Source organism: Frondihabitans sp. PhB188, assembly GCF_003752365.1.
Lineage (GTDB): Bacteria > Actinomycetota > Actinomycetes > Actinomycetales > Microbacteriaceae > Frondihabitans.
This window is the reverse complement of sequence record NZ_RJUO01000001.1, coordinates 710774-731744: the sequence shown is the minus strand read 5'-3', so window position 1 is coordinate 731744 and position 20971 is coordinate 710774. Positions and strand designations below refer to the sequence as shown.

General features: G+C 71.0%; 19 protein-coding genes and 1 tRNA gene. 15 read left to right on the top strand and 5 right to left on the bottom strand.

Annotated features, from left to right (window positions below):
- Nucleotides 1–40: 40 nt before the first annotated feature.
- The 3 genes from EDF46_RS03400 to EDF46_RS03385 all read right to left on the bottom strand — a co-directional run bounded on the left by EDF46_RS03400 (nt 41) and on the right by EDF46_RS03385 (nt 2995).
- Nucleotides 41–1300: a DUF3376 domain-containing protein gene (locus tag EDF46_RS03400; RefSeq protein WP_123504849.1), complete on the bottom strand. Its 1260-nt coding sequence runs from the start codon at nt 1298–1300 to the stop codon at nt 41–43.
- Nucleotides 1300–2469, bottom strand: coding sequence for a patatin-like phospholipase family protein (locus tag EDF46_RS03395; RefSeq protein WP_158614139.1), 1170 nt, complete (start codon nt 2467–2469; stop codon nt 1300–1302). Before EDF46_RS03395 ends, EDF46_RS03400 begins: the two co-directional genes overlap by 1 nt.
- Nucleotides 2470–2593: 124 nt before the next feature.
- Complete coding sequence (locus EDF46_RS03385) at nt 2594–2995, bottom strand: hypothetical protein (protein WP_123504846.1); 402 nt, start codon at nt 2993–2995, stop codon at nt 2594–2596.
- Between the two features lie 220 nt (nt 2996–3215).
- On the opposite strand from EDF46_RS03385, the gene pgi reads away from it, so the two are divergent.
- Both pgi and EDF46_RS03375 read left to right on the top strand, forming a co-directional pair.
- On the top strand, nt 3216–4943 hold the full coding sequence (pgi, locus tag EDF46_RS03380; RefSeq protein WP_123504845.1) for a glucose-6-phosphate isomerase: 1728 nt from the start codon (nt 3216–3218) through the stop codon (nt 4941–4943).
- Nucleotides 4944–5065: 122 nt separating this feature from the next.
- Complete coding sequence (locus EDF46_RS03375) at nt 5066–5524, top strand: DUF1990 family protein (RefSeq protein ID WP_123504844.1); 459 nt, start codon at nt 5066–5068, stop codon at nt 5522–5524.
- A gap of 9 nt (nt 5525–5533) precedes the next feature.
- Here EDF46_RS03375 and EDF46_RS03370 read toward each other — a convergent pair whose 3' ends face one another.
- Nucleotides 5534–5854 carry a hypothetical protein gene (locus EDF46_RS03370; RefSeq protein ID WP_148061127.1) on the bottom strand — a complete coding sequence of 107 codons (321 nt, stop codon included), beginning with the start codon at nt 5852–5854 and terminating at the stop codon, nt 5534–5536.
- A 75-nt stretch (nt 5855–5929) separates the two neighbouring features.
- Here EDF46_RS03370 and EDF46_RS03365 point away from each other — a divergent pair.
- From EDF46_RS03365 to EDF46_RS03355, 3 genes are all read left to right on the top strand, one after another.
- A tRNA-Arg gene (locus EDF46_RS03365) sits at nt 5930–6001 on the top strand.
- Between the two features lie 142 nt (nt 6002–6143).
- On the top strand, nt 6144–6800 hold the full coding sequence (locus EDF46_RS03360) for a pyridoxal 5'-phosphate synthase (protein WP_123504842.1): 657 nt from the start codon (nt 6144–6146) through the stop codon (nt 6798–6800).
- Nucleotides 6801–6871: 71 nt separating this feature from the next.
- The gene (locus tag EDF46_RS03355) at nt 6872–7609 is read left to right on the top strand and encodes a gamma-glutamyl-gamma-aminobutyrate hydrolase family protein (protein WP_123504841.1); all 738 of its coding nucleotides are present in this window, start codon (nt 6872–6874) and stop codon (nt 7607–7609) included.
- A 66-nt stretch (nt 7610–7675) separates the two neighbouring features.
- Here the strand turns inward: EDF46_RS03355 and EDF46_RS03350 are convergent, their stop codons facing one another.
- A complete protein-coding gene (locus EDF46_RS03350) occupies nt 7676–8320 on the bottom strand; it encodes a hypothetical protein (RefSeq protein WP_123504840.1) in 645 nt (214 codons plus the stop codon).
- 73 nt (nt 8321–8393) lie between these two features.
- Here EDF46_RS03350 and argS point away from each other — a divergent pair, with 73 nt between their 5' ends.
- From argS to EDF46_RS03300, 10 genes are all read left to right on the top strand, one after another.
- On the top strand, nt 8394–10070 hold the full coding sequence (gene argS, locus EDF46_RS03345; RefSeq protein ID WP_123504839.1) for an arginine--tRNA ligase: 1677 nt from the start codon (nt 8394–8396) through the stop codon (nt 10068–10070).
- Nucleotides 10071–10073: 3 nt separating this feature from the next.
- A complete protein-coding gene (locus EDF46_RS03340) occupies nt 10074–10877 on the top strand; it encodes a DUF2993 domain-containing protein (RefSeq protein WP_123504838.1) in 804 nt (267 codons plus the stop codon).
- Nucleotides 10874–12319, top strand: a complete 1446-nt coding sequence (lysA, locus tag EDF46_RS03335; protein ID WP_123504837.1) for a diaminopimelate decarboxylase — start codon at nt 10874–10876, stop codon at nt 12317–12319. Before EDF46_RS03340 ends, lysA begins: the two co-directional genes overlap by 4 nt.
- Nucleotides 12320–12333: 14 nt before the next feature.
- Entirely contained in the window at nt 12334–13662 is a 1329-nt protein-coding gene (locus EDF46_RS03330) for a homoserine dehydrogenase (RefSeq protein WP_123504836.1), read from the top strand.
- Nucleotides 13662–14744, top strand: coding sequence for a threonine synthase (thrC, locus tag EDF46_RS03325; protein WP_123504835.1), 1083 nt, complete (start codon nt 13662–13664; stop codon nt 14742–14744). The genes EDF46_RS03330 and thrC overlap by 1 nt, the downstream gene beginning before the upstream one ends.
- On the top strand, nt 14741–15703 hold the full coding sequence (gene thrB, locus EDF46_RS03320) for a homoserine kinase (protein ID WP_123504834.1): 963 nt from the start codon (nt 14741–14743) through the stop codon (nt 15701–15703). The genes thrC and thrB overlap by 4 nt, the downstream gene beginning before the upstream one ends.
- Before the next feature lie 198 nt (nt 15704–15901).
- Nucleotides 15902–18259: a transcription termination factor Rho gene (gene rho, locus EDF46_RS03315; protein WP_233579786.1), complete on the top strand. Its 2358-nt coding sequence runs from the start codon at nt 15902–15904 to the stop codon at nt 18257–18259.
- Nucleotides 18260–18261: 2 nt separating this feature from the next.
- Nucleotides 18262–19344 carry a peptide chain release factor 1 gene (gene prfA, locus EDF46_RS03310; protein WP_123504832.1) on the top strand — a complete coding sequence of 361 codons (1083 nt, stop codon included), beginning with the start codon at nt 18262–18264 and terminating at the stop codon, nt 19342–19344.
- Nucleotides 19341–20198 carry a peptide chain release factor N(5)-glutamine methyltransferase gene (gene prmC / locus EDF46_RS03305; RefSeq protein WP_123504831.1) on the top strand — a complete coding sequence of 286 codons (858 nt, stop codon included), beginning with the start codon at nt 19341–19343 and terminating at the stop codon, nt 20196–20198. The genes prfA and prmC overlap by 4 nt, the downstream gene beginning before the upstream one ends.
- Before the next feature lie 73 nt (nt 20199–20271).
- Nucleotides 20272–20949 carry an L-threonylcarbamoyladenylate synthase gene (locus tag EDF46_RS03300; RefSeq protein ID WP_123504830.1) on the top strand — a complete coding sequence of 226 codons (678 nt, stop codon included), beginning with the start codon at nt 20272–20274 and terminating at the stop codon, nt 20947–20949.
- Nucleotides 20950–20971 lie beyond the last annotated feature (22 nt).

Sequence of the window (20971 nt, the reverse complement as noted above, 5' to 3'; positions counted from 1 at the left end):
GATCACCACCGGGCTTCGCCCACGGCCTGGCACGCGAGTGTCAGGCCGTTTTGCGTGGGTGCGGGGGACCGACGTCGACCGGGAGCTGACTCCGCACGTGGGCGAGCAGGCGGCGGGCGGCCCTGGTCCGGAGCAGCGGCCGCGAGGAGTCGGGGTTCGTCGGCGTCGCGGCGAGTTCCTGCGCCAGAGCCCTGAAGGCGGGCGCGACGTCGTCGAGGGTCGACGAGCCCAGAAGGCGCAGGATCAGCTCCACTCCGTCGAACCGCCCCCACACGTAGTCGTTCTCGCGTCGCGCCCGCGACAGGAAGCCGCCGAAGTTCCGCACCGCCGTGCCCTGCAGCTTCGCGCGTCCCGGCATCGGCGCCAGCAGGGCGGCGTCGACCGGGCTGAATCGGCTGAGCCCGATCGGCGTCAGCTGCGGCAGCTTGGCGAGGGCGATGGTCGGGAAGACGGCGGCGTCCCACACCGGAAACCAGAGGAAGTCGCGGATGATGCCCTCGAACAGCGCGTTCGGCTCGCGGTGCTCGAAGAACTCTGTAAGGTGCGCGAGGCCGTCCCAGTGCTCCCAGAGCGCGTCGGAGTAGTCGGCGATCAGGGTCGTCAGGTCGGCGTCGTGCGCGCTGGCGAACGCCCGCGGCATCGCGACGTCGTCGGGCGTGAGCGACGGTGTCGCGAGGAACGCCGCCGACGACGCGACGAGTCGCTCCGCCACGTCGGCGCGAGCGCGGACCAGGTCGACCTGCGCCGCCCAGAGCGCGCCCTTCAGGTCGTCGAGGTGCCCGCGGTCGTCGAGGTGCCTGCGGTCGTCGAGCAGCCGGCGGTCGTCGCTGCTGGTCGCGGTCGCGTACAGATCGTTGACCCGGGAGATCAGGAACCGCAGGCGGCGCTCCTGGAACGGCAGGTCGGCCCGGCGCAGGAACGGCGTCGGGTCGTCGCCCTCGGATGAGAACGCGCCAGACGACCACGTGCTGAGCAGGTGCTCGACGCAGACCAGGTGCTGCGTGCCGGCCGGGTAGCCGAGTGCCGTCGCGAGATCCGAGCTCATCATCGCGCCGATGGCGTCGACCTTGAGGCGCTGGTAGGTGTCGCGGTTCCAGCCGTCGGCCGAGGCGCTGTCGTACACGTGCGGCGCCCACGCGGTCGCGGCGCGCCAGTAGTCGGGGCCGCTCGGAGCGGCGAACGCCGCCAGGGACGCATCGGCCGTGTCGTGGAGCTGCGCGGTCAGGGCGCCCACCCGATCGATCTCGGCGTTCATGGTTTGGACGTCGGCGAGGTCGCCGAGGGTCGACCGCGACTTCATCAGGCCGAGCGCCGACTGCAGCGCCGAGACGAACCGTATGTCGGCAATGGTGCCGACGGCTCCTCCCAGGTCGCCGGATCCGGGTCGATGTGCACGATCCGGCGGTCGACCCGGGTCTGCGCGCTCTTCGACGCGATGGCGCCGATCATGACGTCGAACGGCCGGTTGTCGAGCACGCCGCCGTCGACGAACAGGCGCGTGCCGCCGTCGGCGCCGATGAGCCCGTACTGGGCGAGGTGCTCCCTCTCGAAGTCGGCCCTCACGAGCGGCACCGCCGCCGGAACCCGCCGCACCGCCTCCTCGAAATGGGCGACGCTCACCGGGGCGAAGGCGCCCGGGAAGCACGACGTCGCACGGGCGGCGAACGCGAGCCCGCCGTTCGCGCGGGGTCCGAAGCCGGAGTCGCGCGACGTCGGCGCGAAGTGGAACACCGTGCGGTTCTGCCGGTCGACGTCTCCCTTGCCGCCGTCGTGCGACGGCACCCGTCTGAAGTAGCCGTGGAGGTCCGTCGCGGTGACGAACAGGTCGAGCTCCTGCCCGGTGCGCAGAAGGGACGCAGGATCCGCGGAGCCGGGCGTCGCCAGCCCTGTCGTCGCGTCCATCGCCTCCAGGGCCTCCAGCACCCAGCGCCCCATGGCATCGCCGTTGAACGGCGACCACGCCGGCTTCGGCGCGCGTGCCGCATCGGCGCGTCCCCGCCGCCGCGCGGGGCCCGAGGGCAGCAGCAGCCTCAGGATGCTCGCCTTGTCGAGCCACAGCGACGTGAGCGCGTCGGTGGCGTGATTGCCGCTGAGCGCCTTGGCGAGGAACACCCCGTTGATCCCGCCCGCCGACGACCCGGCGACGACGTCGACCACGACGGTGCGCAGGGCGCCGGCGTCGCGGGGATGCCGCAGGGCGTCGAGGTAGGCGGCCTGCACCGGGGTCAGGCTCGCGACCAGCTCGGCGTGCGGGCCACCGGGGTCGTCGCTCGTCTGGACGAGATCGAAGCCCCGCGACGCGATGACGACGTTGTCGAGCTCGCGGGCGATGCCGTGCTCGTAGATGGCGAGGGAGACGCCGCCGTCGCAGACCAGGGCGAGGCGGAGCTCGTCGACGGGAGGGGGAGTTCCTGCGCCCCGAGTCGGCTGGCCCTCGGGTTCGGGCTCCTGCTCCGACGTCGGTGTCATCAGGACCATGTCGGTGTCGCGATCGGTGAGAGGGAGGAACTGAGGGGTGGCGCGCTATCGAAGACGGGTGAATGAAAGCACCGTCGATCGTCGCCCGTCAAGGGTCTCTCGTGGTCGGCCGGGGTCAGTCGGCTCTGCGGCGGAGGCGGATGAGCAGGGCGCGCAGGGCGCCGAGCACGACGAAGAAGGCGACGGAGGAGAGCGCGTCGCCGATGCTGCGCTCGTGCCACACGCGCAGGACGAAGTAGTCGACGCCGACGAACATGCCCGTCGCCAGGGCCGTCATGACGACGCCGTCGCCCGGCATGGTCGCGTTCTCGTCGTCCAGGTGCACGAAGAGGAAGTCGAAGAGCGCCACGCAGAGCCCCGAGCCGATCAGGCCTGCGTGAGCGAGAACCTCGCCGTCGTTCGCGAGGCCGATGCTCCCGGCCGCGATCAGCACGGCGCTCCAGACTCCGAGCAGGAGAGCGATGAGGCTCGAGAACGGGAAGCTCGACTGCCTCTCGCCGCTGTCGACGTCCGTCACGCTGTCCCCCCTGCGTCGCGCCTCGTGCGCGTCAGCCGATGGTATCCGCTGTCGGGCCATGGCAGGACTGCGGGGAGCTCTCGCGGTAGGCGCAAGAGGATGAACAGCGGGCGACGGGTGACACGCGAACGGGCCGACGGCAATAGAGTTGGACGCGGTCCGCCAGGCAACGCTGCGTGAGTCGCGGGCCTCGCACTGTTCAGGCGTTCTGGAGGACCCCTTGACCGATTCCGCTCCCGTAGACCCCACTTCGACGACTGGCTGGCAGACCCTCGCCGGCATCGCCGACGGCTTCACGCCCGACCTTCGCGGTTGGTTCGACGCCGAACCCGGCCGTGCCGACAAGTACACGTTCCAGGCCGCCGACCTCACCGTCGACCTGTCGAAGAACCTGCTGACCGACGACATCCTCGCCGCCCTCCTCGAGGTCGCGAAGAGCGCCGACGTCGCCGGCCGCTACCAGGCCATGATCTCGGGTGAGCACATCAACGTCACCGAAGACCGCGCCGTGCTCCATACCGCGCTCCGCCGCCCGAAGAACGGCGAGGGCCTCGTGCCCCCGGCCGGCTTCACGGTCGACGGCCAGGACGTCGACGCCGACGTCCACGCCACCCTCGACAAGGTCTACGCGTTCGCGGAGAAGGTCCGCTCGGGCGAGTGGACCGGCGTCACCGGCAAGCGCATCGAGACCGTGGTCAACATCGGCATCGGCGGCTCGGACCTCGGCCCCGTAATGGTCTACGAGGCTCTCAAGCCCTACGTGCAGGAGGGCATCGAGGCGCGCTTCGTCTCGAACATCGACCCTAACGACGTCTACGAGAAGACCGCCGGTCTCGACCCCGAGACGACCCTCTTCATCGTCGCCTCGAAGACCTTCGGCACGCTCGAGACCCTGACCAACGCCCGCCTCGCCCGCGAGTGGCTCTGGGACTCGCTGACCGCCGCCGGAGCCATCGACGCCTCTGACGAGGCCCGCACCGGCGCCGTGGCCAAGCACTTCGTCGCCGTGTCGACCGCCCTCGACAAGGTCGCCGCCTTCGGCATCGACCCCGAGAACGCCTTCGGCTTCTGGGACTGGGTGGGCGGCCGCTACTCCGTCGACTCCGCGATCGGCACCTCGGTCGTCATCGCGATCGGCCCCGACAACTGGCGCGAGTTCCTCGCCGGCTTCCACGCCGTCGACGAGCACATGCGCACCACCCCGCTCGAGCAGAACGTGCCCGTGCTGATGGGCCTGCTGAACGTCTGGTACTCGAACTTCCTCGGCGCGCAGAGCCACGCCGTGCTGCCCTACGCGCAGTACCTCCACCGCTTCGCCGCCTACCTCCAGCAGCTCACCATGGAGTCGAACGGCAAGAGCGTCCGCTGGGACGGCACGCCCGTCACCGTCGACACCGGCGAGGTCTTCTGGGGCGAGCCCGGCACCAACGGCCAGCACGCGTTCTACCAGCTGATCCACCAGGGCACGCGCATCATCCCCGCCGACTTCATCGCCGTCGCCAACCCGGGCCACCCGCTGAAGGACGCCACCGGAGACGGAGCCGGCGTGGCCCCCGGCACCGACGTGCACACCCTCTTCATGGCGAACTACTTCGCCCAGACGAAGGCGCTCGCGTTCGGCAAGACCGCCGACGAGGTCCGCGCCGAGGGCACGAAGGAGTCGGTCGTCCCGGCCCGCGTCTTCAGCGGCAACCGCCCGACCACGTCGATCCTCGCCCCGGCCCTCACGCCGAGCGTCGTCGGCCAGCTGATCGCCCTGTACGAGCACATCGTGTTCGTCGAGGGCACCATCTGGGGCATCGACTCGTTCGACCAGTGGGGCGTGGAGCTCGGCAAGCAGCTCGCCCTCCAGGTGACGCCCGCCGTCGGCGGCGACGCCGAGGCGCTCGACGCGCAGGACGCGTCGACCAAGTCGCTCATCCAGAAGTACCTCGAGCTGCGCGACTAGCAGCGTCGTCGAATAGCACCGTGGTGTTGAACCCTCCCTTTCGGCCAGAACCCTCGTCCTCGGACGACGGCTCGGGCCGGACGGGAGGGTTTCGCCGTGGCGGGACGGCTCCCGCGGCGGGGGTGTGGCCGGCGACGGGTGCGGAGTTCCTGCGCTCGGAGATCTCGGCCGTGATCGGATCGGGCGATGGCGCATTCGAGCAAGCGGCCGACGAGGTGCTGCGCTGGGTGGTGAAGACCCGGAGCGGCTTTCGGGTCGACGACGACTCCGTCGTGGTGCCGGGTCGGCGGATGACGGTGACGGCGCGCGTGCTGGGAGTGACCGTGATCGAGCCGGTGGAGGTGGTCGATGTCGTGCAGACCGGCGACCGGGTCGGCTTCAGCTACCGGACGCTTGCCGGGCACCCGGTCGACGGTGAGGAGGCGTTCGTCGTGCACCGGTCCGGCGCCGTCGTGCGGCTGACGATCCGGTCGCTGACGCGGCCCTCGGGGACGCAGCCGTGGCGGGCGCTGTTCCCCGTGCTGCGGGTGGCGCAGGTGGTGGCTCGGCGGCGGTACCTGCGCGCTCTGTCGACGCCCTAGCGGGAGGGACTAGTCGGCGGGGCGGTCGGTGTAGGCCGGGTTCGCAGCGCTCGCCTGGACGGTGACGTCGGCTGCGGTGCGGGCCGCGCGCCAGCGGTCGAACCGGCGGCGGGCGAAGCGGAAGAGGACGGCGACGACGATCGCGGATGCCAGCGCGATGGCCGTCGACCACAGGAAGCCGAGCGAATCGGCGAGCGACTGGTACACGACGACGAACGTGGCACCGGGCACGGCCTGCTGGACGAACTCCCGAAGCGTTCGGCCCTTCTCGACGGGGACGTCCTCGACGCGCACCGGGCGCATGGGCTTCACGCCGTCGATGGTCTCCATGCCGAGAGTGTGACACGAGGCGAGCGAGGTGTCCATGGCGGCCCCGCTGGACTGCTAACGTGGATACCGCTCCTGGCCCCCATAGCTCAGGGGATAGAGCACTGCCCTCCGGAGGCAGGGGCGTAGGTTCGAATCCTACTGGGGGCACCGACTAGGGCTCTGCGTGTTCGTCGGCTTCGCCAGGCTTCCCGCGGCCCATTTGGTGCGTGTCTGTGCTCGCGAGTCGTTCCGCCTCGCGCGGGGCGCACGGCGACGGGCGCGATGCGGGGGACCGGTGCAAGGTGGTGGAGTGACCTCCGAGATCCGACAGCTGCTGCGCAGCGCCAAAGTCTTCCACCCCGACCTTCCCGACTTCGACACCGACGCCGCTCCCGACGAGCCGATGACCCTCTTCGTCGAGTGGCTGACCGCCGCGATCGACGGCGGAGTGGGCCAGCCCCACGCCATGACCCTGTCGACATCCGACCGAGCCGGCGCGGTGACCGCCCGCACGCTCCTCCTCAAAGACGTCGACGACGCCTTCTGGTTCGCGACCTCCTCGCTCAGTCCCAAGGGCCGGCAGCTCCGCGAGAACCCGCGGGTCGCGCTGACCCTCTTCTGGCGCGAGCAGGGGCGCCAGATCCGCATCTGCGGCGAGGCGAGCCCCGGGCCCCGCGACGTCTCGACCGCCGACTTCACGGCGCGGCACCCTGACTCGCGGGCCGTGGCGATCGCGATGCCGCAGAGCAGCCCCGTCGACGACCCGGCCGCGGCCGACGCCGCACTCGACGCGGCGAAGACGCGGATCGCCGACGACGACGAGTTCGCGCCGGATGACTGGACCGCCTTCCGGGTTGCCCCGATGCAGGTCGAGTTCTGGCAAGCCACCACCGGGCGCGACCAGGTGCGGCTGCGGTACGACCGGACCGACCCGAGTTCCTGGGCGAAATCGGTCCTCTGGCCGTAACGAGGTCCGGGCGGGCGTAACAGGGCGACACCTTCGCGACAGGGGCGCGCGCGGCGAGGCACAGTGGGGGCATGTCCCGCACCCGCCGCAGCCTCGCCGTGATCGAGGTGACCCGTTTCCGCCCGCACGCCGCTGAGTACCACGCCTACGTCGACACGTTGAACGGCCGCGTGCAGGGCATGGCCGAGGCCACCGGCTGGGAGGCGAGCCGCTACGGCGCCGCCGATCTGGGCGAGGCCGCGCTGCTTCAGCTGACGGACGCCGCCGACGCCGTCGTCCTGATGGGCGGCGAAGACCTGGCGCCGGAGTGGTACGGCGGCGAGTCCGGCTACACCCGAGAGGGCCGGCACTACGAGGAGGCCGACGCGGCGCAGATCGCCGTGCTCCACCGTGCGCTCGACCGGGGAACCCCGCTGCTCGGCGTCTGCCGCGGCCACCAGCTGATCAACGTCGCGCTCGGCGGAGGGCTGATCCAGCACCTCGAGGGCGACACGGTGCACCTCAACGCCGGTGCATCGATCGACGCCCTGATGCAGCGGCACGCCGTCGACGTCAGCGAAGGCAGCCGTCTGGCCGCGATCCTAGGCGGCCACGCGTCCGTGCAGAGCGCCCACCACCAGGCGATCGGCCGGGTCGCGAGCGGCCTGCGGGTCGTGGCGCGGGCCGAAGACGGCGTCATCGAGGCCGTGGAGCACGACCTCGCCCCGATCACCGGAGTGCAGTGGCACCCCGAAGACCGGAAGGCCGAGCCGGCGCAGCTGCTGTCGCTGCTCGACGGGCTGGCCGGGCAGGTCGCCCTCGCCGCCTGAGTCCGCGGGAGTCCGTGGCGAGGGGCGCAGGAACTCGAGGCGGTCGCCTCAGCAGGCAGCCTCGCCTCAGCCGCCGGCCTGGAGCGCTGTGATGGCGGCATCGACGAGGGGCTCGGCGCCCCCTGGCTCGCCGAACACGGGGTCGTCCGACACGGCGACGACCCAGTACGACCCGGTGAACGCCTCGGCGGTGCCCGTGGTGCCGACGAGGTCGAAGTAGCCCTCGCCGTCGTAGGTGGGCACCGCGTTGCTGGTGCGGATGAGGCTGTTCTTGAGACGCGTGAGGCTGTCGTCGTCGAACCGGCCCACGGCGAGCGTCATGACGGCGGTGTCGCTCTTCCACTGGCAGACCGTGCCCTGGTAGGCGCCGATGACGGCAGCGTCGGTCTTCGCCGGAACGTCCGGCTCGGTCACGGGCGCCATGCCGGCGTAGGCGGCGGTGACCGCGGCGTCGGGCGCTAGCGTGTCGCAGGCCACCGACAGGGGCGTCGCCGTGAGGGCTCCTGCGCCGCCGGTCGGGCTCGGCGAGGGCGTGGCCGGGTCGGAGGACCGGGACGTCGCGCCGCCCTGGCCGACCCCCGCGGCGGACGACGCCGTCGGGCCCGCACCGGTGCCGCCCGAGGTGCAGGCGGCGAGCACCACGCTCGCGGCCGCCGCGGTGAGAGCGAGCGAGAGGGCACGGACGGTTCGGGTTCGACAAGCCGTGGGCATGCCTCAATCTTGGCGGATCGACCCTGTGGAGAACGAGATCGCCGCACCATCGTGACCGGTAGGATTGACGACCGTGACTCCAGCCGAACTCTCCGCCACCCTGCTCGCCGTCGTCCAGGGAATCGCCGAGCGCCGACGCGAGTCCGACCCGTCGCTGGAGGCCCTCCAGGCGACCGTGGCCGACACCGTTCTCGAGCGGCCGAAGAATCGCGATCACGGCGACTGGGCGTCCAACGTCGCCATGAGGTTCGCGAAGCGCCTCGGCACGAACCCGCGCGAGCTGGCCACGGCCATCGCCGGCGAGCTCGCCGAGACCGACGGTGTCGCGGGCGTCGACGTGGCAGGCCCCGGCTTCATCAACATCACTCTCGAGGCGGCCGCCGCTGGCGCTCTCGCGAAGACCATCGTCGAGCAGGGCGAGGCCTTCGGCCGCGGCACCTACTACGACGGCGTGACGATCAACCTCGAGTTCGTCTCGGCCAACCCGACGGGGCCGATCCACATCGGCGGCGTCCGCTGGGCGGCGGTGGGCGACAGCCTCGCCCGCATTTTCCAGGCGGTCGGCGGCATCGTCACTCGCGAGTACTACTTCAACGACCACGGGGCTCAGATCGACCGCTTCGCGCGCAGCCTACTCGCGAGCGCGCTGAGCGAGCCCACGCCCGACGACGGGTACGGCGGGGTCTACATCAGCGAGATCGCCGCCCGCGTCATCGAGACGTACGACGGCGACGTGACTCAGATCCCGCGCGACGAGGCCCAGGAGCTCTTCCGCGCCGTGGGCGTCGAGTTCATGTTCGGCGACATCAAAGAATCTCTGCACGACTTCGGCGTCGACTTCGACGTGTACTTCCACGAGAACTCGCTGCACGAGTCGCACGCCGTCGAGCGCGCCATCGAGCGCCTGCGCGAGCTCGGCCACGTCTACGAGGCCGACGGGGCGACCTGGCTGCGCACGACCGACTTCGGCGACGATCGCGACCGCGTCATCATCAAGAGCGACGGGGAGGCCGCGTACATCGCGGGCGACCTCGCCTACTACCTCGACAAGCGCGAGCGCGGCTTCGAGCGCAACATCATCATGCTCGGCGCCGACCACCACGGCTACATCGGCCGCATGATGGCCATGTGCGCCGCCTTCGGCGACACTCCCGGCGTCAACCTCGAGATCCTGATCGGCCAGCTGGTCAACCTCGTCCGCGACGGCGAGCCGATGCGCATGTCGAAGCGCAACGGCACGGTCGTCTCGATGGAAGACCTCGTCGAGGCCGTCGGCGTCGACGCCGGCCGCTATTCGCTCGTGCGGTTCTCGGCCGACTCGATGATCGACATCGACCTCGATCTGCTGACCAAGCGCAGCAACGACAACCCGGTCTTCTACGTGCAGTACGCCCACGCTCGCACGCAGGCCGTCGGCCGCAACGCGGCGGCGTCCGGCGTCGACCGCAGCGTGTTCGACGCCTCGCTGCTCACCGACCCGACGGAGGCGTCGCTGCTCGGTGCGCTGTCCGAGCTTCCCCGCGTGGTGCAGCAGGCCGCCGAGCTTCGCGAGCCGCACCGCATCGCCCGCTACATCGAAGAGGTGGCCGGCACCTATCACCGCTGGTACGACGCCTGCCGCGTCACGCCGCTCGGCGACGAAGGGGTCACCGACCTCCACCGCACGCGACTGTGGCTCAACGACGCCGCGGGGCAGGTGATTCGCAACGGCCTCGGCCTCCTGGGCGTGTCGGCTCCTGACAGGATGTAGCTCATGAGCTCGCAGACCCCAGCGCCGAACGGCTCGACCTCGTCGCCGAAGAGCTCGACCTCGGCGATAGGGCGGCGACGTGGGCATCCCCTCGTCGTCCTCGTCATCGTCGTCGTCCTTCTCGCCGCTCTCGTCGTGGCCGCGGACTTCGTCGTGCGCTCGTACGCCGAGGGCCAGGTATCGAAGCAGATTCAGTCGTCGCTCCCGGCCGGCTCGACGGGCTCGGTCGACGCCACCATCGGGGGATTCTCCGCGATCGCGCAGCTCGCGAAGGGTCGGTTCGACGAGCTCGACCTCCGGTCGCACGACCTCGTCGTGGGCGGCACCCCGCTCTCGGCGACCGCTCGCATCGCCGACGTCCCTCTGAGCGAGGGCGGCACGACCGGAGACGTCGACGCGACGATCACCGTCGACCAGTCGGCCATCAACGACCTCGACGCCGTGAAGCGCCTCGGCACCCTGCGCCTCGGCGACGACCGGGTGTCGCTCGACAAGACGCTGACCGTGCTCGGCCTGAAGGTGTCCGACACGATCACCGGCTCGGTTGCGCCCTCCGGCTCCGGCACGAAGGTGGCGTTCACGCCGACCGAGACCGACCTGAAGTCCGGACTGATCCAGCTGTCGCCGTCGGCGATCCTGCAGTACGCCAAGACGCTCGACCTGAGCGTCTGCGCGGCCCAGTACCTGCCGAAGGGGGCGACGGTCTCGAAGATCGTCGTCGCGCCGAAGACGGCGAGGATCTCGGTGCACACCGACTCGCTGGCGCTGACCGACTCCACCTTCGAGACGACCGGGAGCTGCTCGTGACCGCGAACCCCCTCGCCCCCGACTGGCTCCTCGAGCCCGCCGACCCGAACGACCTCGCCGCCGGCGTCTGGTCGACGTCCGCGGTGCGCGGAGACGACGGCGTGCTGTCGCTCGGGGGAGTGACGGCGACCGAGCTCGCGGAGACCTTCGGCACGCCGTTGTACGTGGTCGACGAGGCCGACTTCCGTGCTCGGGCATCCGAGGCGAAGCAGGTCTTCGACGCCGAGATCGGCCGAATCGGGTCGACGGCGAAGGTCTACTACGCCGCCAAGGCGTTCCTGTCGGGCGCCGTGGTCCGCTGGGTCACCGAGGCCGGCCTCGCCATCGACGTCTGCACCGGCGGCGAGCTCGCAGTCGCGATGGCGGCCGGGGCCGATCCCGCCCGCATCGGGTTCCACGGCAACAACAAGTCTCCCGTCGAGATCGACCGCGCCGTCTCCGCCGGCGTCGGCGCCATCGTCATCGACAGCCTGATCGAGATCGAGCGCATCGCGGCTACGGCCGAGCGCCACGGCGTCGTGCAGCCGGTGCGGCTGCGCGTGAACAGCGGGGTCCACGCGTCCACGCACGAGTACCTCGCGACGGCCCGCGAAGACCAGAAGTTCGGCATCACCCTCGCCGACACCCCGGCCACCGTCGCCGCCATCCGCTCGCACGCGTCGCTGCGGTTCCTGGGCCTGCACTCGCACATCGGCTCGCAGATCTTCGGCACCGACGGCTTCGGCGAGGCCGCACGCCGCCTTCTCGAGGTGCACGCCGCGCTCCTCGCCGACGGCGACCTGCCCGAACTCAACCTCGGCGGCGGATTCGGCGTCAACTACACGCGCGTCGACGACGCGGCTCCGATCGCCGACCTCGCGCGAGGCATCGCCGAGGTCGTCGCGGCCGAGTGCGCGCGGCTCGGAATCCCCGTGCCGGTGATCGCCGTCGAGCCCGGGCGCGTGATCGCCGGACCAGCGGGCACGACGCTGTACACCGTGGGCACCATCAAAGACGTCGAGGTCTCAGGCACGGAGGTCGACGACGGCACCGCCGTCCGCCGCTACGTCAGCGTCGACGGAGGCATGAGCGACAACGCCCGCACCGCGCTCTACCGCGCCGACTACTCGGTGCGCATCGCCAGCCGCACCTCGTCGGCCGCGCCCGCGCTCGTCCGCATCGCGGGCAAGCACTGCGAGTCGGGCGACCTGGTGGTGCTTGCCGACTACCTGCCCGGCGACGTCGCCCCCGACGACCTCGTGGCAGTTCCTGTGACCGGAGCCTACTGCTGGAGCCTCGCGAGCAACTACAACCACGTGGGGCGACCCCCGGTCGTCGCCGTCTCGGACGGCAGCGCCCGCATCATCGTCCGCGGGGAGACCGAGGCCCACCTGCTGGCGCGCGACCTCGAGCTCGACGACATCGTCGCGCGACCCGCAGCCTCTTCACGATCCGCACTCTGAACGGAAAGCACCACATGATCGAATACCGCAACGTCCGGGTCGCCCTCCTCGGCGCCGGCTCCGTCGGAAGCCAGGTCGCGCGGCTCCTGCTCGAGCAGTCCGACGAGCTCGCGGGCCGTGCCGGCGCGGGCCTCGAGCTCACGGGCATCGCCGTCCGCGACCTCGACGCCACGCGCGACGTCGACCTGCCGCGCGAGCTGCTCACCACCGACGCCGAGTCGCTGATCCTGGGAGCCGACATCGTCGTCGAGCTGATCGGGGGCATCGAGCCCGCGCGCAGCCTCGTGCTCAAGGCCCTCAACTCGGGTGCCGACGTCATCACGGGCAACAAGGCGCTCCTGGCCAGCCACGGCCCCGAGCTGTTCCGAGCCGCGGAGCAGGTCGGCGCTCAGCTGTACTACGAGGCCGCCGTCGCCGGTGCGATCCCGATCATCCGCCCCCTGCGCGAGAGCCTCGCCGGCGACACCGTCGAGCGCGTCATGGGCATCGTCAACGGCACGACGAACTTCATCCTCGACCGCATGGACACCCTGGGAGAGTCGCTCGACGACGCCCTCGCCTACGCCACCGAGCTGGGCTACGCCGAGGCCGACCCCACAGCCGACATCGAGGGCTACGACGCGGCGCAGAAGGCCACCATCCTCGCGAGCCTGGCCTTCCACACGAGCGTCCCGCTCGTCGCCGTCCACCGCGAGGGCATCACCGGCGTCACACACGAGCAGGTCGTCGCGGCGCGCAAGGCCGGCTACGTCGTCAAGCTCCTCGCGATCTGCGAGCGCCTCGTCGACGACGAGGGCGTGGCGGGCGTCTCGGCGCGCGTGCATCCCTCACTGGTTCCGCTGGGCCACCCCCTGGCCGCCGTCCACGGCGCCAAGAACGCCGTCTTCGTCGAGGCGCAGGCCGCCGGCGACCTGATGTTCTACGGCGCGGGCGCGGGCGGCGTCGAGACGGCCTCGGCCGTGCTCGGCGACCTCGTGTCGGCGGCGCGACGCCACGTCATCGGCGGCCCGGGCCTCGCCGAGTCGAACCACGCCGACCTGCGGATCCTGCCCATCGGCACCGTCACGACCCGCTATCAGATCACGCTCGACGTGACCGATCAGCCGGGCGTCCTCGCGACGGTGGCCGGCATCCTGTCGCACCACGGCGTCAGTGTCGAGACGGTCCAGCAGACCTCGGGGTCGCAGAGCGTCACGGGGCCGGGCGAGGCCCCGGCCACCGCTACGCTGATCATCGGAACGCACCGCGCGCGCGAAGCCTCGCTCGCGGCCACGGTCGCCGACCTCACCACCGCACCCGTCGTGAACTCCGTCACGAGCGTGCTTCGAGTTGAAGGAGCCTGATGGCCCACCAGTGGCAGGGTGTCCTGCGCGAATACGCCGACCGTCTCGACGTCACGGAGGCGACCCCCATCGTCACGCTGGGCGAGGGCGGCACTCCGCTCATCCCGGCGCGCGCCCTCAGCGAGCGCACCGGCGCGAAGGTCTACGTCAAGTACGAGGGCATCAACCCGACCGGCTCGTTCAAAGACCGCGGCATGACGATGGCCATCTCGAAGGCCGTCGAGCACGGCGCCAAGGCCGTCATCTGCGCCTCGACCGGCAACACGTCGGCCTCGGCGGCCGCCTACGCGGCGCACGCCGGCATCACCGCCGCGGTGCTCGTGCCCGAGGGCAAGATCGCCATGGGCAAGCTCAGCCAGGCCGTGGCGCACAACGGCCAGCTGCTGCAAATCCAGGGCAACTTCGACGACTGCCTCGACATCGCTCGCGACCTCGCTGCGAACTACCCCGTGCACCTGGTCAACTCCGTCAACAACGACCGCATCGAGGGCCAGAAGACCGCCGCGTTCGAAGTCGTCGACGTGCTCGGCGACGCGCCCGACTTCCACTACCTCCCGGTCGGCAACGCGGGCAACTACACGGCGTACACCCGCGGCTACCGCGAAGACCTCGCTGCGAACCGCACGACGAAGATGCCCCGCATGTTCGGCTTCCAGGCCGCCGGCTCCGCCCCGATCGTGGGCGGCTCGGTCGTCAAGCACCCCGAGACGATCGCCAGCGCCATCCGCATCGGCAATCCGGCGTCGTGGCAGTTCGCCCTCGAGGCGCGCGAGCTCACCGACGGCTACTTCGGCGCGATCACCGACGACAAGATCCTCGAGGCGCAGCGCATCCTGTCGCAAGAGGTCGGCGTCTTCGTCGAGCCCGCCTCGGCGATCAGCGTCGCCGGCCTGCTCGAGCGCGCCGAGGCCGGGCACGTTCCTGCGGGTGCGACGATCGTCCTCACGGTGACCGGCCACGGCCTCAAAGACCCGCAGTGGGCTCTGAAGACGGCCGATGGCGGCGAAGTGACGCCCACCGTCGTGTCCGTCGACACCGCCGAGGTCGCCGACGTGCTCGGCCTGGTGCGAGCGTCGGCGTGACCCACGCTCCCGTCGGGGCGACTAGCCCGGTCGGCCGATCGGTGCTCGTGCGAGTGCCCGCCACCTCGGCGAATCTCGGCCCCGGCTTCGACACGCTGGGCATCGCGCTGTCGCTGTACGACGAGCTCGTCGTCACGGCCACCGCGACGCCCGGCGTCTCGGTCCACGTGACCGGGGTGGGGGAGGGCGAGGTCCCCGTCGACGACACGAATCTCGTCGTGCGGTCCATCGCACACGCCTTCAGAGCACTGGGGCAGGAACTCCCCGGCCTCGAGCTGCACGCCGTCAACGCGATCCCCCACGGTCGCGGCCTCGGCTCGAGCGCTGCCGCCATCGTCTCCGGGATCATGGCCGCGAAGGGCCTCCTCGAGGGGATCGTCGAGGTCGACTCCACCACCCTGCTGGCTCTCGCCACCGAGCTCGAGGGGCACCCCGACAACGTCGCGCCGGCGCTGTTCGGCGGCCTGACCATCGCGTGGACCACCTCCGAGGGTCCGTCGCACAAGCGGCTGCTCGTGCACCGCGGCGTCTCGCCGGTCGTGTTCGTGCCCGAGACCACGCTCTCGACGAAGCTGGCGCGCAGCCTGCAGCCGGCGTCCGTGCCCCACGAGGACGCCACGTTCAACGTGTCGCGTTCGGCCCTGCTGGTCGCCGCTCTCATCCAGAGCCCCGAGCTGCTGCTCGCAGCGACGGAGGACCGCCTGCACCAGAGCTACCGCGCGAGCGCCATGCCCGAGACGGACACTCTCATCCGCATGCTGCGCGACGCCGGCCTCGCCGCCGTCGTCTCGGGCGCAGGGCCATCGCTCCTCGTGCTCGGAAGTGACCCGGCCCAGCGCCTCTTCGCCGCCCGGCTGGTCGACGAGCACTCCATCTCGACATGGCGCGCGCTCATGCTGGCCGTCGATCTCAAGGGTGCTACAGTGGTGCCGCACCCGGTAGAAAGCGCCGTTCACTAGTTCCATCTCTTGAGCGGCCGCGAATCCCGGGGCAGAACACAACGAAATCCCGTGTTCCTGCGCCGCACACCCATTGCGCTGATCTCTCGAACTGTGCATCCGTACACGTTCGGGTGAGTCGTCTGCGCGGCCGTTGCCCAAGGCACGGCAAGCTCACCCCCGCCTATCTGTGCCGGGGAGCGAAAGGAAACCATCTCCGTGACTGACACGACCACCGCTGAACTCACAGCTCAGCGTCTGCCGGCGCTCCAGGCTCTCGCCTCGTCGCTCGGCATCTCCGGCATCTCCAAGCTCCGCAAGGGCGATCTCATCGCGGCGATCGAGGCCGCTCAGGCCGGTGCGGGCGCTGTCGCCCCCGCCGCCGCGGTGTCGGCCGACGCCCAGCCCGAGCTGACGTTCGAGGCGCCGGCCGAGGTCGAGGCTCCCGCAGCCGAAGCCGCCGTCGAGGCTTCCGCGGCCGAGACCGCCGTCGAGGCTCCCGCCGCGCCGGCCAAGGCCAAGCGCGCCCCGCGCCGCGCCACCACCGCCACCGCGACGGCTCCCAAGTCGGCCGTCGAGCACGCCAACCAGGGCGAGTCGGGCGTTCTCGAGATCCCCACCGAGACGCCCGTCGCCGTCGAGGCGCCCGCGGCCGCCGTCGCGCCCGTCGTCGACGCGACCGCTGACGAGGCGGCTCCGGCCGAGCCTCGTGAGGGCGGCAACCGCCGTCGTCGCGGTTCGCGCCGTGCCGGCGACTCCGGCCAGACGGCCGAGGCGCCCGCCACCGCCGAGCCCAAGACCACCGACGACATCGTCCTCGACCTCCCGCCCCGCCAGTCGCGCGCCGACCGCACCCGTGCCGAGCAGGCCCGCCTGCGCGAGCAGCGCGAAGCCGAGGCCGCTGCCGAGGGCGGCTCGAACGGGGTCGAGGCCGACACCTCGACGGCCGAGCAGGGCGGCGCTTCTCAGCAGGCCCCCGCCGCCGACCAGGCGTCGTCTGATCAGGGCGGCAAGTCCGACTCGAACTCCGACCAGCAGCCGCAGCAGGGAGGCGGCCGTCGCAGCCGCAACCGCAACCGCGGCGACCGCCAGAACAACCAGAACGGCGACCGTCAGAACGGCGGCAACCAGGGTGGCGACCGCCAGAACGGCGGCAACCAGAATGTCGACCGTCAGAACAACGACCGCCAGAACAACGACCGCCAGAACGGCCAGGCCCCGCAGTCCGCTCCGACCGTCGGCAACCAGGGCGGTCAGAACGACCAGCGCTCGGCCCAGAACGGCCAGCAGAACCAGCAGGGCGGCCAGAACGGGCCCGTCGACGACGAGAACGAGGGCGGCCGCAGCCGCAACCGTCAGCGCGACCGCAAGCGCGGCCGCTCCAACCAGAACGACGACTTCGAGCCCGAGATCACCGAAGACGACGTGCTCATCCCCGTCGCGGGCATCCTCGACGTGCTCGACAACTACGCGTTCGTCCGTACCACCGGCTACCTCCCCGGCGCCAGCGACGTGTACGTGTCGCTCGGCCAGGTGAAGAAGTACCACCTCCGCAAGGGCGACGCCGTCGTCGGCGCGATCCGTCAGCCGCGCGAGGGCGACAACCAGCAGGGCCGCCAGAAGTACAACGCGATCGTGCGCATCGACTCGATCAATGGCCAGAACATCGACGACGCCGCCAAGCGCGTCGAGTTCTCGAAGCTGACGCCCCTCTACCCGCAGGAGCGCCTCCGCCTCGAGACCGAGCCCGGCAAGCTGTCGACGCGCATCATCGACCTCGTGTCGCCGATCGGCAAGGGCCAGCGCGGCCTGATCGTCTCGCCGCCCAAGGCCGGCAAGACCCTCGTGCTGCAGGCCATCGCGAACTCGATCGCCAAGAACAACCCCGAGGTCCACCTCATGGTCGTCCTGGTCGACGAGCGTCCCGAAGAGGTCACCGACATGCAGCGCACGGTGAAGGGCGAGGTCATCGCCTCGACCTTCGACCGTCCCGCCGAAGACCACACCACGGTCGCCGAGCTGGCCATCGAGCGCGCCAAGCGCCTCGTCGAGCTGGGCCACGACGTCGTCGTGCTGCTCGACTCGATCACCCGCCTGGGCCGCGCCTACAACCTCTCGACCCCGGCCTCGGGCCGCATCCTCTCCGGCGGCGTCGACTCGTCGGCTCTCTACCCGCCGAAGCGCTTCTTCGGCGCCGCGCGCAACATCGAGAACGGCGGCTCGCTGACCATCCTCGCCACCGCGCTCGTCGAGACCGGCTCGAAGATGGACGAAGTGATCTTCGAGGAGTTCAAGGGCACCGGCAACATGGAGCTCCGCCTGTCGCGCCACCTGGCCGACAAGCGCATCTTCCCGGCCGTCGACGTCAACGCGTCGGGAACCCGCCGCGAAGAGATGCTCCTCAGCCCCGACGAGGTCACGATCACGTGGCGCCTGCGCCGCGCTCTCGCCGGCCTCGACCAGCAGCAGGCGCTCGAGATCGTCCTCCGCAACCTAAAAGAGACTCAGTCGAACGTCGAGTTCCTGGTCCAGGTGCAGAAGTCGGTCCCGGCGGCGGCCGGCCACAAAGAGGACTGAGCGTGTTCGAGTCGGTAGCAGTGCTGCTGGCCGAGCATGAGGATCTCCAGCACCAGCTGTCAGACCCCGCCGTTCACGCGGATGCGGCCAGAGCCAAGAAGATCAACCGCCGGTACGCCGAGCTCAGCCGCATCGTCGCTGCGCACACGGCGTGGCTGCAGGCTGGCGAAGACCTCGACGCCGCGCGCGAGCTCGCGCGCGAAGACGAGGCCTTCGCGGCCGAGGTGCCCGCGATGGAGGACACCCTGGCCGAGACGCAGGAGAAGCTCCGGCGACTCCTGATCCCGCGCGACCCCGACGACGGCCGCGACGTCATCATGGAGATCAAGGGCGGCGAGGGCGGTGCCGAGAGCGCGCTGTTCGCAGCCGACCTCCTCCGCATGTACTCGCACTACGCCGAGTCCAAGGGCTGGAAGACCGAGCTCCTCGAGCGCGACGAGTCCGACCTGGGCGGCTACAAGAACGTCCAGGTGGCCATCAAGTCGAACTCGTCGGATCCCGCGCAGGGCGTCTGGGCCCACCTCAAGTACGAGGGCGGCGTGCACCGCGTCCAGCGCGTGCCGGCGACCGAGTCGCAGGGGCGCATCCACACGTCGACCACCGGCGTGCTGGTGTTCCCCGAGGTCGACGAGCCCGAAGAGGTCGAGATCAACCAGAACGACCTCAAGATCGACGTGTACCGGTCGTCAGGCCCCGGCGGCCAGTCGGTCAACACGACCGACTCCGCTGTGCGGATCACGCACCTCCCGACCGGCATCGTCGTGGCCATGCAGAACGAGAAGTCGCAGCTGCAGAACCGCGAGGCCGGAATGCGCGTGCTCCGTGCCCGCATCCTCGCCCGTCAGGCGGAGGAGCAGGCGGCTGTCGACTCCATCGCCCGCAAGAGCCAGATCCGGGGGATGGACCGCTCCGAGCGCATCCGCACCTACAACTTCCCCGAGAACCGCATCGCCGACCACCGCACCGGCTACAAGGCCTACAACCTCGACGCCGTCATGGACGGCGCGCTCGAGCCGGTCATCGAGTCGTGCATCCAGGCCGACGAAGAGGCGCGTCTGGCCGACATCGGCGACCAGGGCGAGTGACCCTCGGCGTCGGCGACGCGCTCCAGCAGGGGCGCGCCGCCCTCGATCAGGTCGGCATCCCGTCCGCGGGCGCGGATGCCGAGCTGCTCCTCGCGCACGTCCTCGAGGTGGGCCGGGGTGAGATTGCGGTCAAGGCGATCGTCGGCACGGTCCTGACCGAGGCGCAGGAACTCGCCTTCGAGTCCGTCCTCGCCCGTCGAGCGACTCGAGAGCCGCTCCAGCACATCACCGGTCTGGCACCGTTCCGCCACCTCGTGCTCCATGTCGGGCCCGGCGTCTTCGTCCCGCGCCCCGAGACCGAGGGGGTCGCGCAGATCGCCATCGACGCGCTCTCGGCGCGTGCTGAGCCGCAGCCCGTGGCCGTCGACCTCGGCACCGGGAGCGGCGCCCTCGCGCTGGCGATGGCCACCGAGGTTTCCCGCGCCCGCGTGTACGCCGTCGAGCTGTCGCCCGCGGCCGCCGTGTGGACGCGCCGCAACATCGCGTCGACCGGGGCCGACGTCACCCTCGTCGAGGGCGACATGGCGTCGGCCCTGCCCGAACTCGACGGAGCCGTGCAGGTGGTCGTCTCGAACCCGCCGTACATCCCGCTCGGGATGGTGCCGCGCGACCCCGAGGTGCGGCTGTTCGACCCCGAGCTGGCGCTGTACGGGGGAGTGGACGGCCTCGACCTCGTCCGCGCGCTCTCGCAGCGCGCGCTCGCGCTCCTGGTGCCCGGAGGGACGCTCGTCATCGAGCACGGCGAAGAGCAGGGCCCCGCGATCCGCGAGCTGCTGTCTCGCGACGGATGGCGCGGCGCGGCCACCCACGAAGACCTGACGCGGCGCGATCGGGCGACCACGGCGGTGCGCTGAGGGCGGCAGTTCCTGCCCTCTCATGCGAGCCGTGGGCGGGACGTCAGGATCAGCGCACTACAATCGTCGAGTCATGGCCTCCCTCTACGACTGCGCGGTCGACGCAGAACTCCTCACCGGCATGCGCCTCGCGCGTGCCGCCATCGGGCGCGGCGAACTCGTCGTCGTCCCTACCGACACCGTCTACGGCATCGCCGCCGACGCCTTCGACCCGGAGGCCGTCGAGCGGCTTCTCGCGGCCAAGGGGCGTACCCGCCAGTCGCCGCCGCCCGTGCTGGTCAAGGGGCAGGACACCCTCGCCGCTCTGGCCGAGTCGGTGCCGTCGCTGATCCAGCCGCTGCTCGACGAGTTCTGGCCGGGTGGGCTGACCGTGATCCTCACGGCGCAGCCGTCGCTTGCCTGGGACCTCGGCGAGACCCGGGGCACCGTCGCCCTGCGTCAGCCAGACAACAAGCTCCTGCTGGAGCTCCTCGAAGAGACCGGCCCTCTGGCCGTGTCGAGCGCCAACCTCACCGGCAAGCCAGCCGCGCTCACCGCGCACGAGGCGATGGCGATGCTCGGCGACGACGTCGAGATCTACCTCGACGGCGGCCAGGCAGGCACCGGCTACGAGCAGCGCCCCGGCGCCAACTCCGGCTCCACGATCGTCGACGCGACGGGCGCTGCCGACGGCGTGCTGCGCATCGTGCGCCACGGCGTCATCAGCGACGACGACATCCGCCGGGTGGCGGGCAGCGACGTCGTCGTATGAGGCCGACGCGATGAGGGCCGAG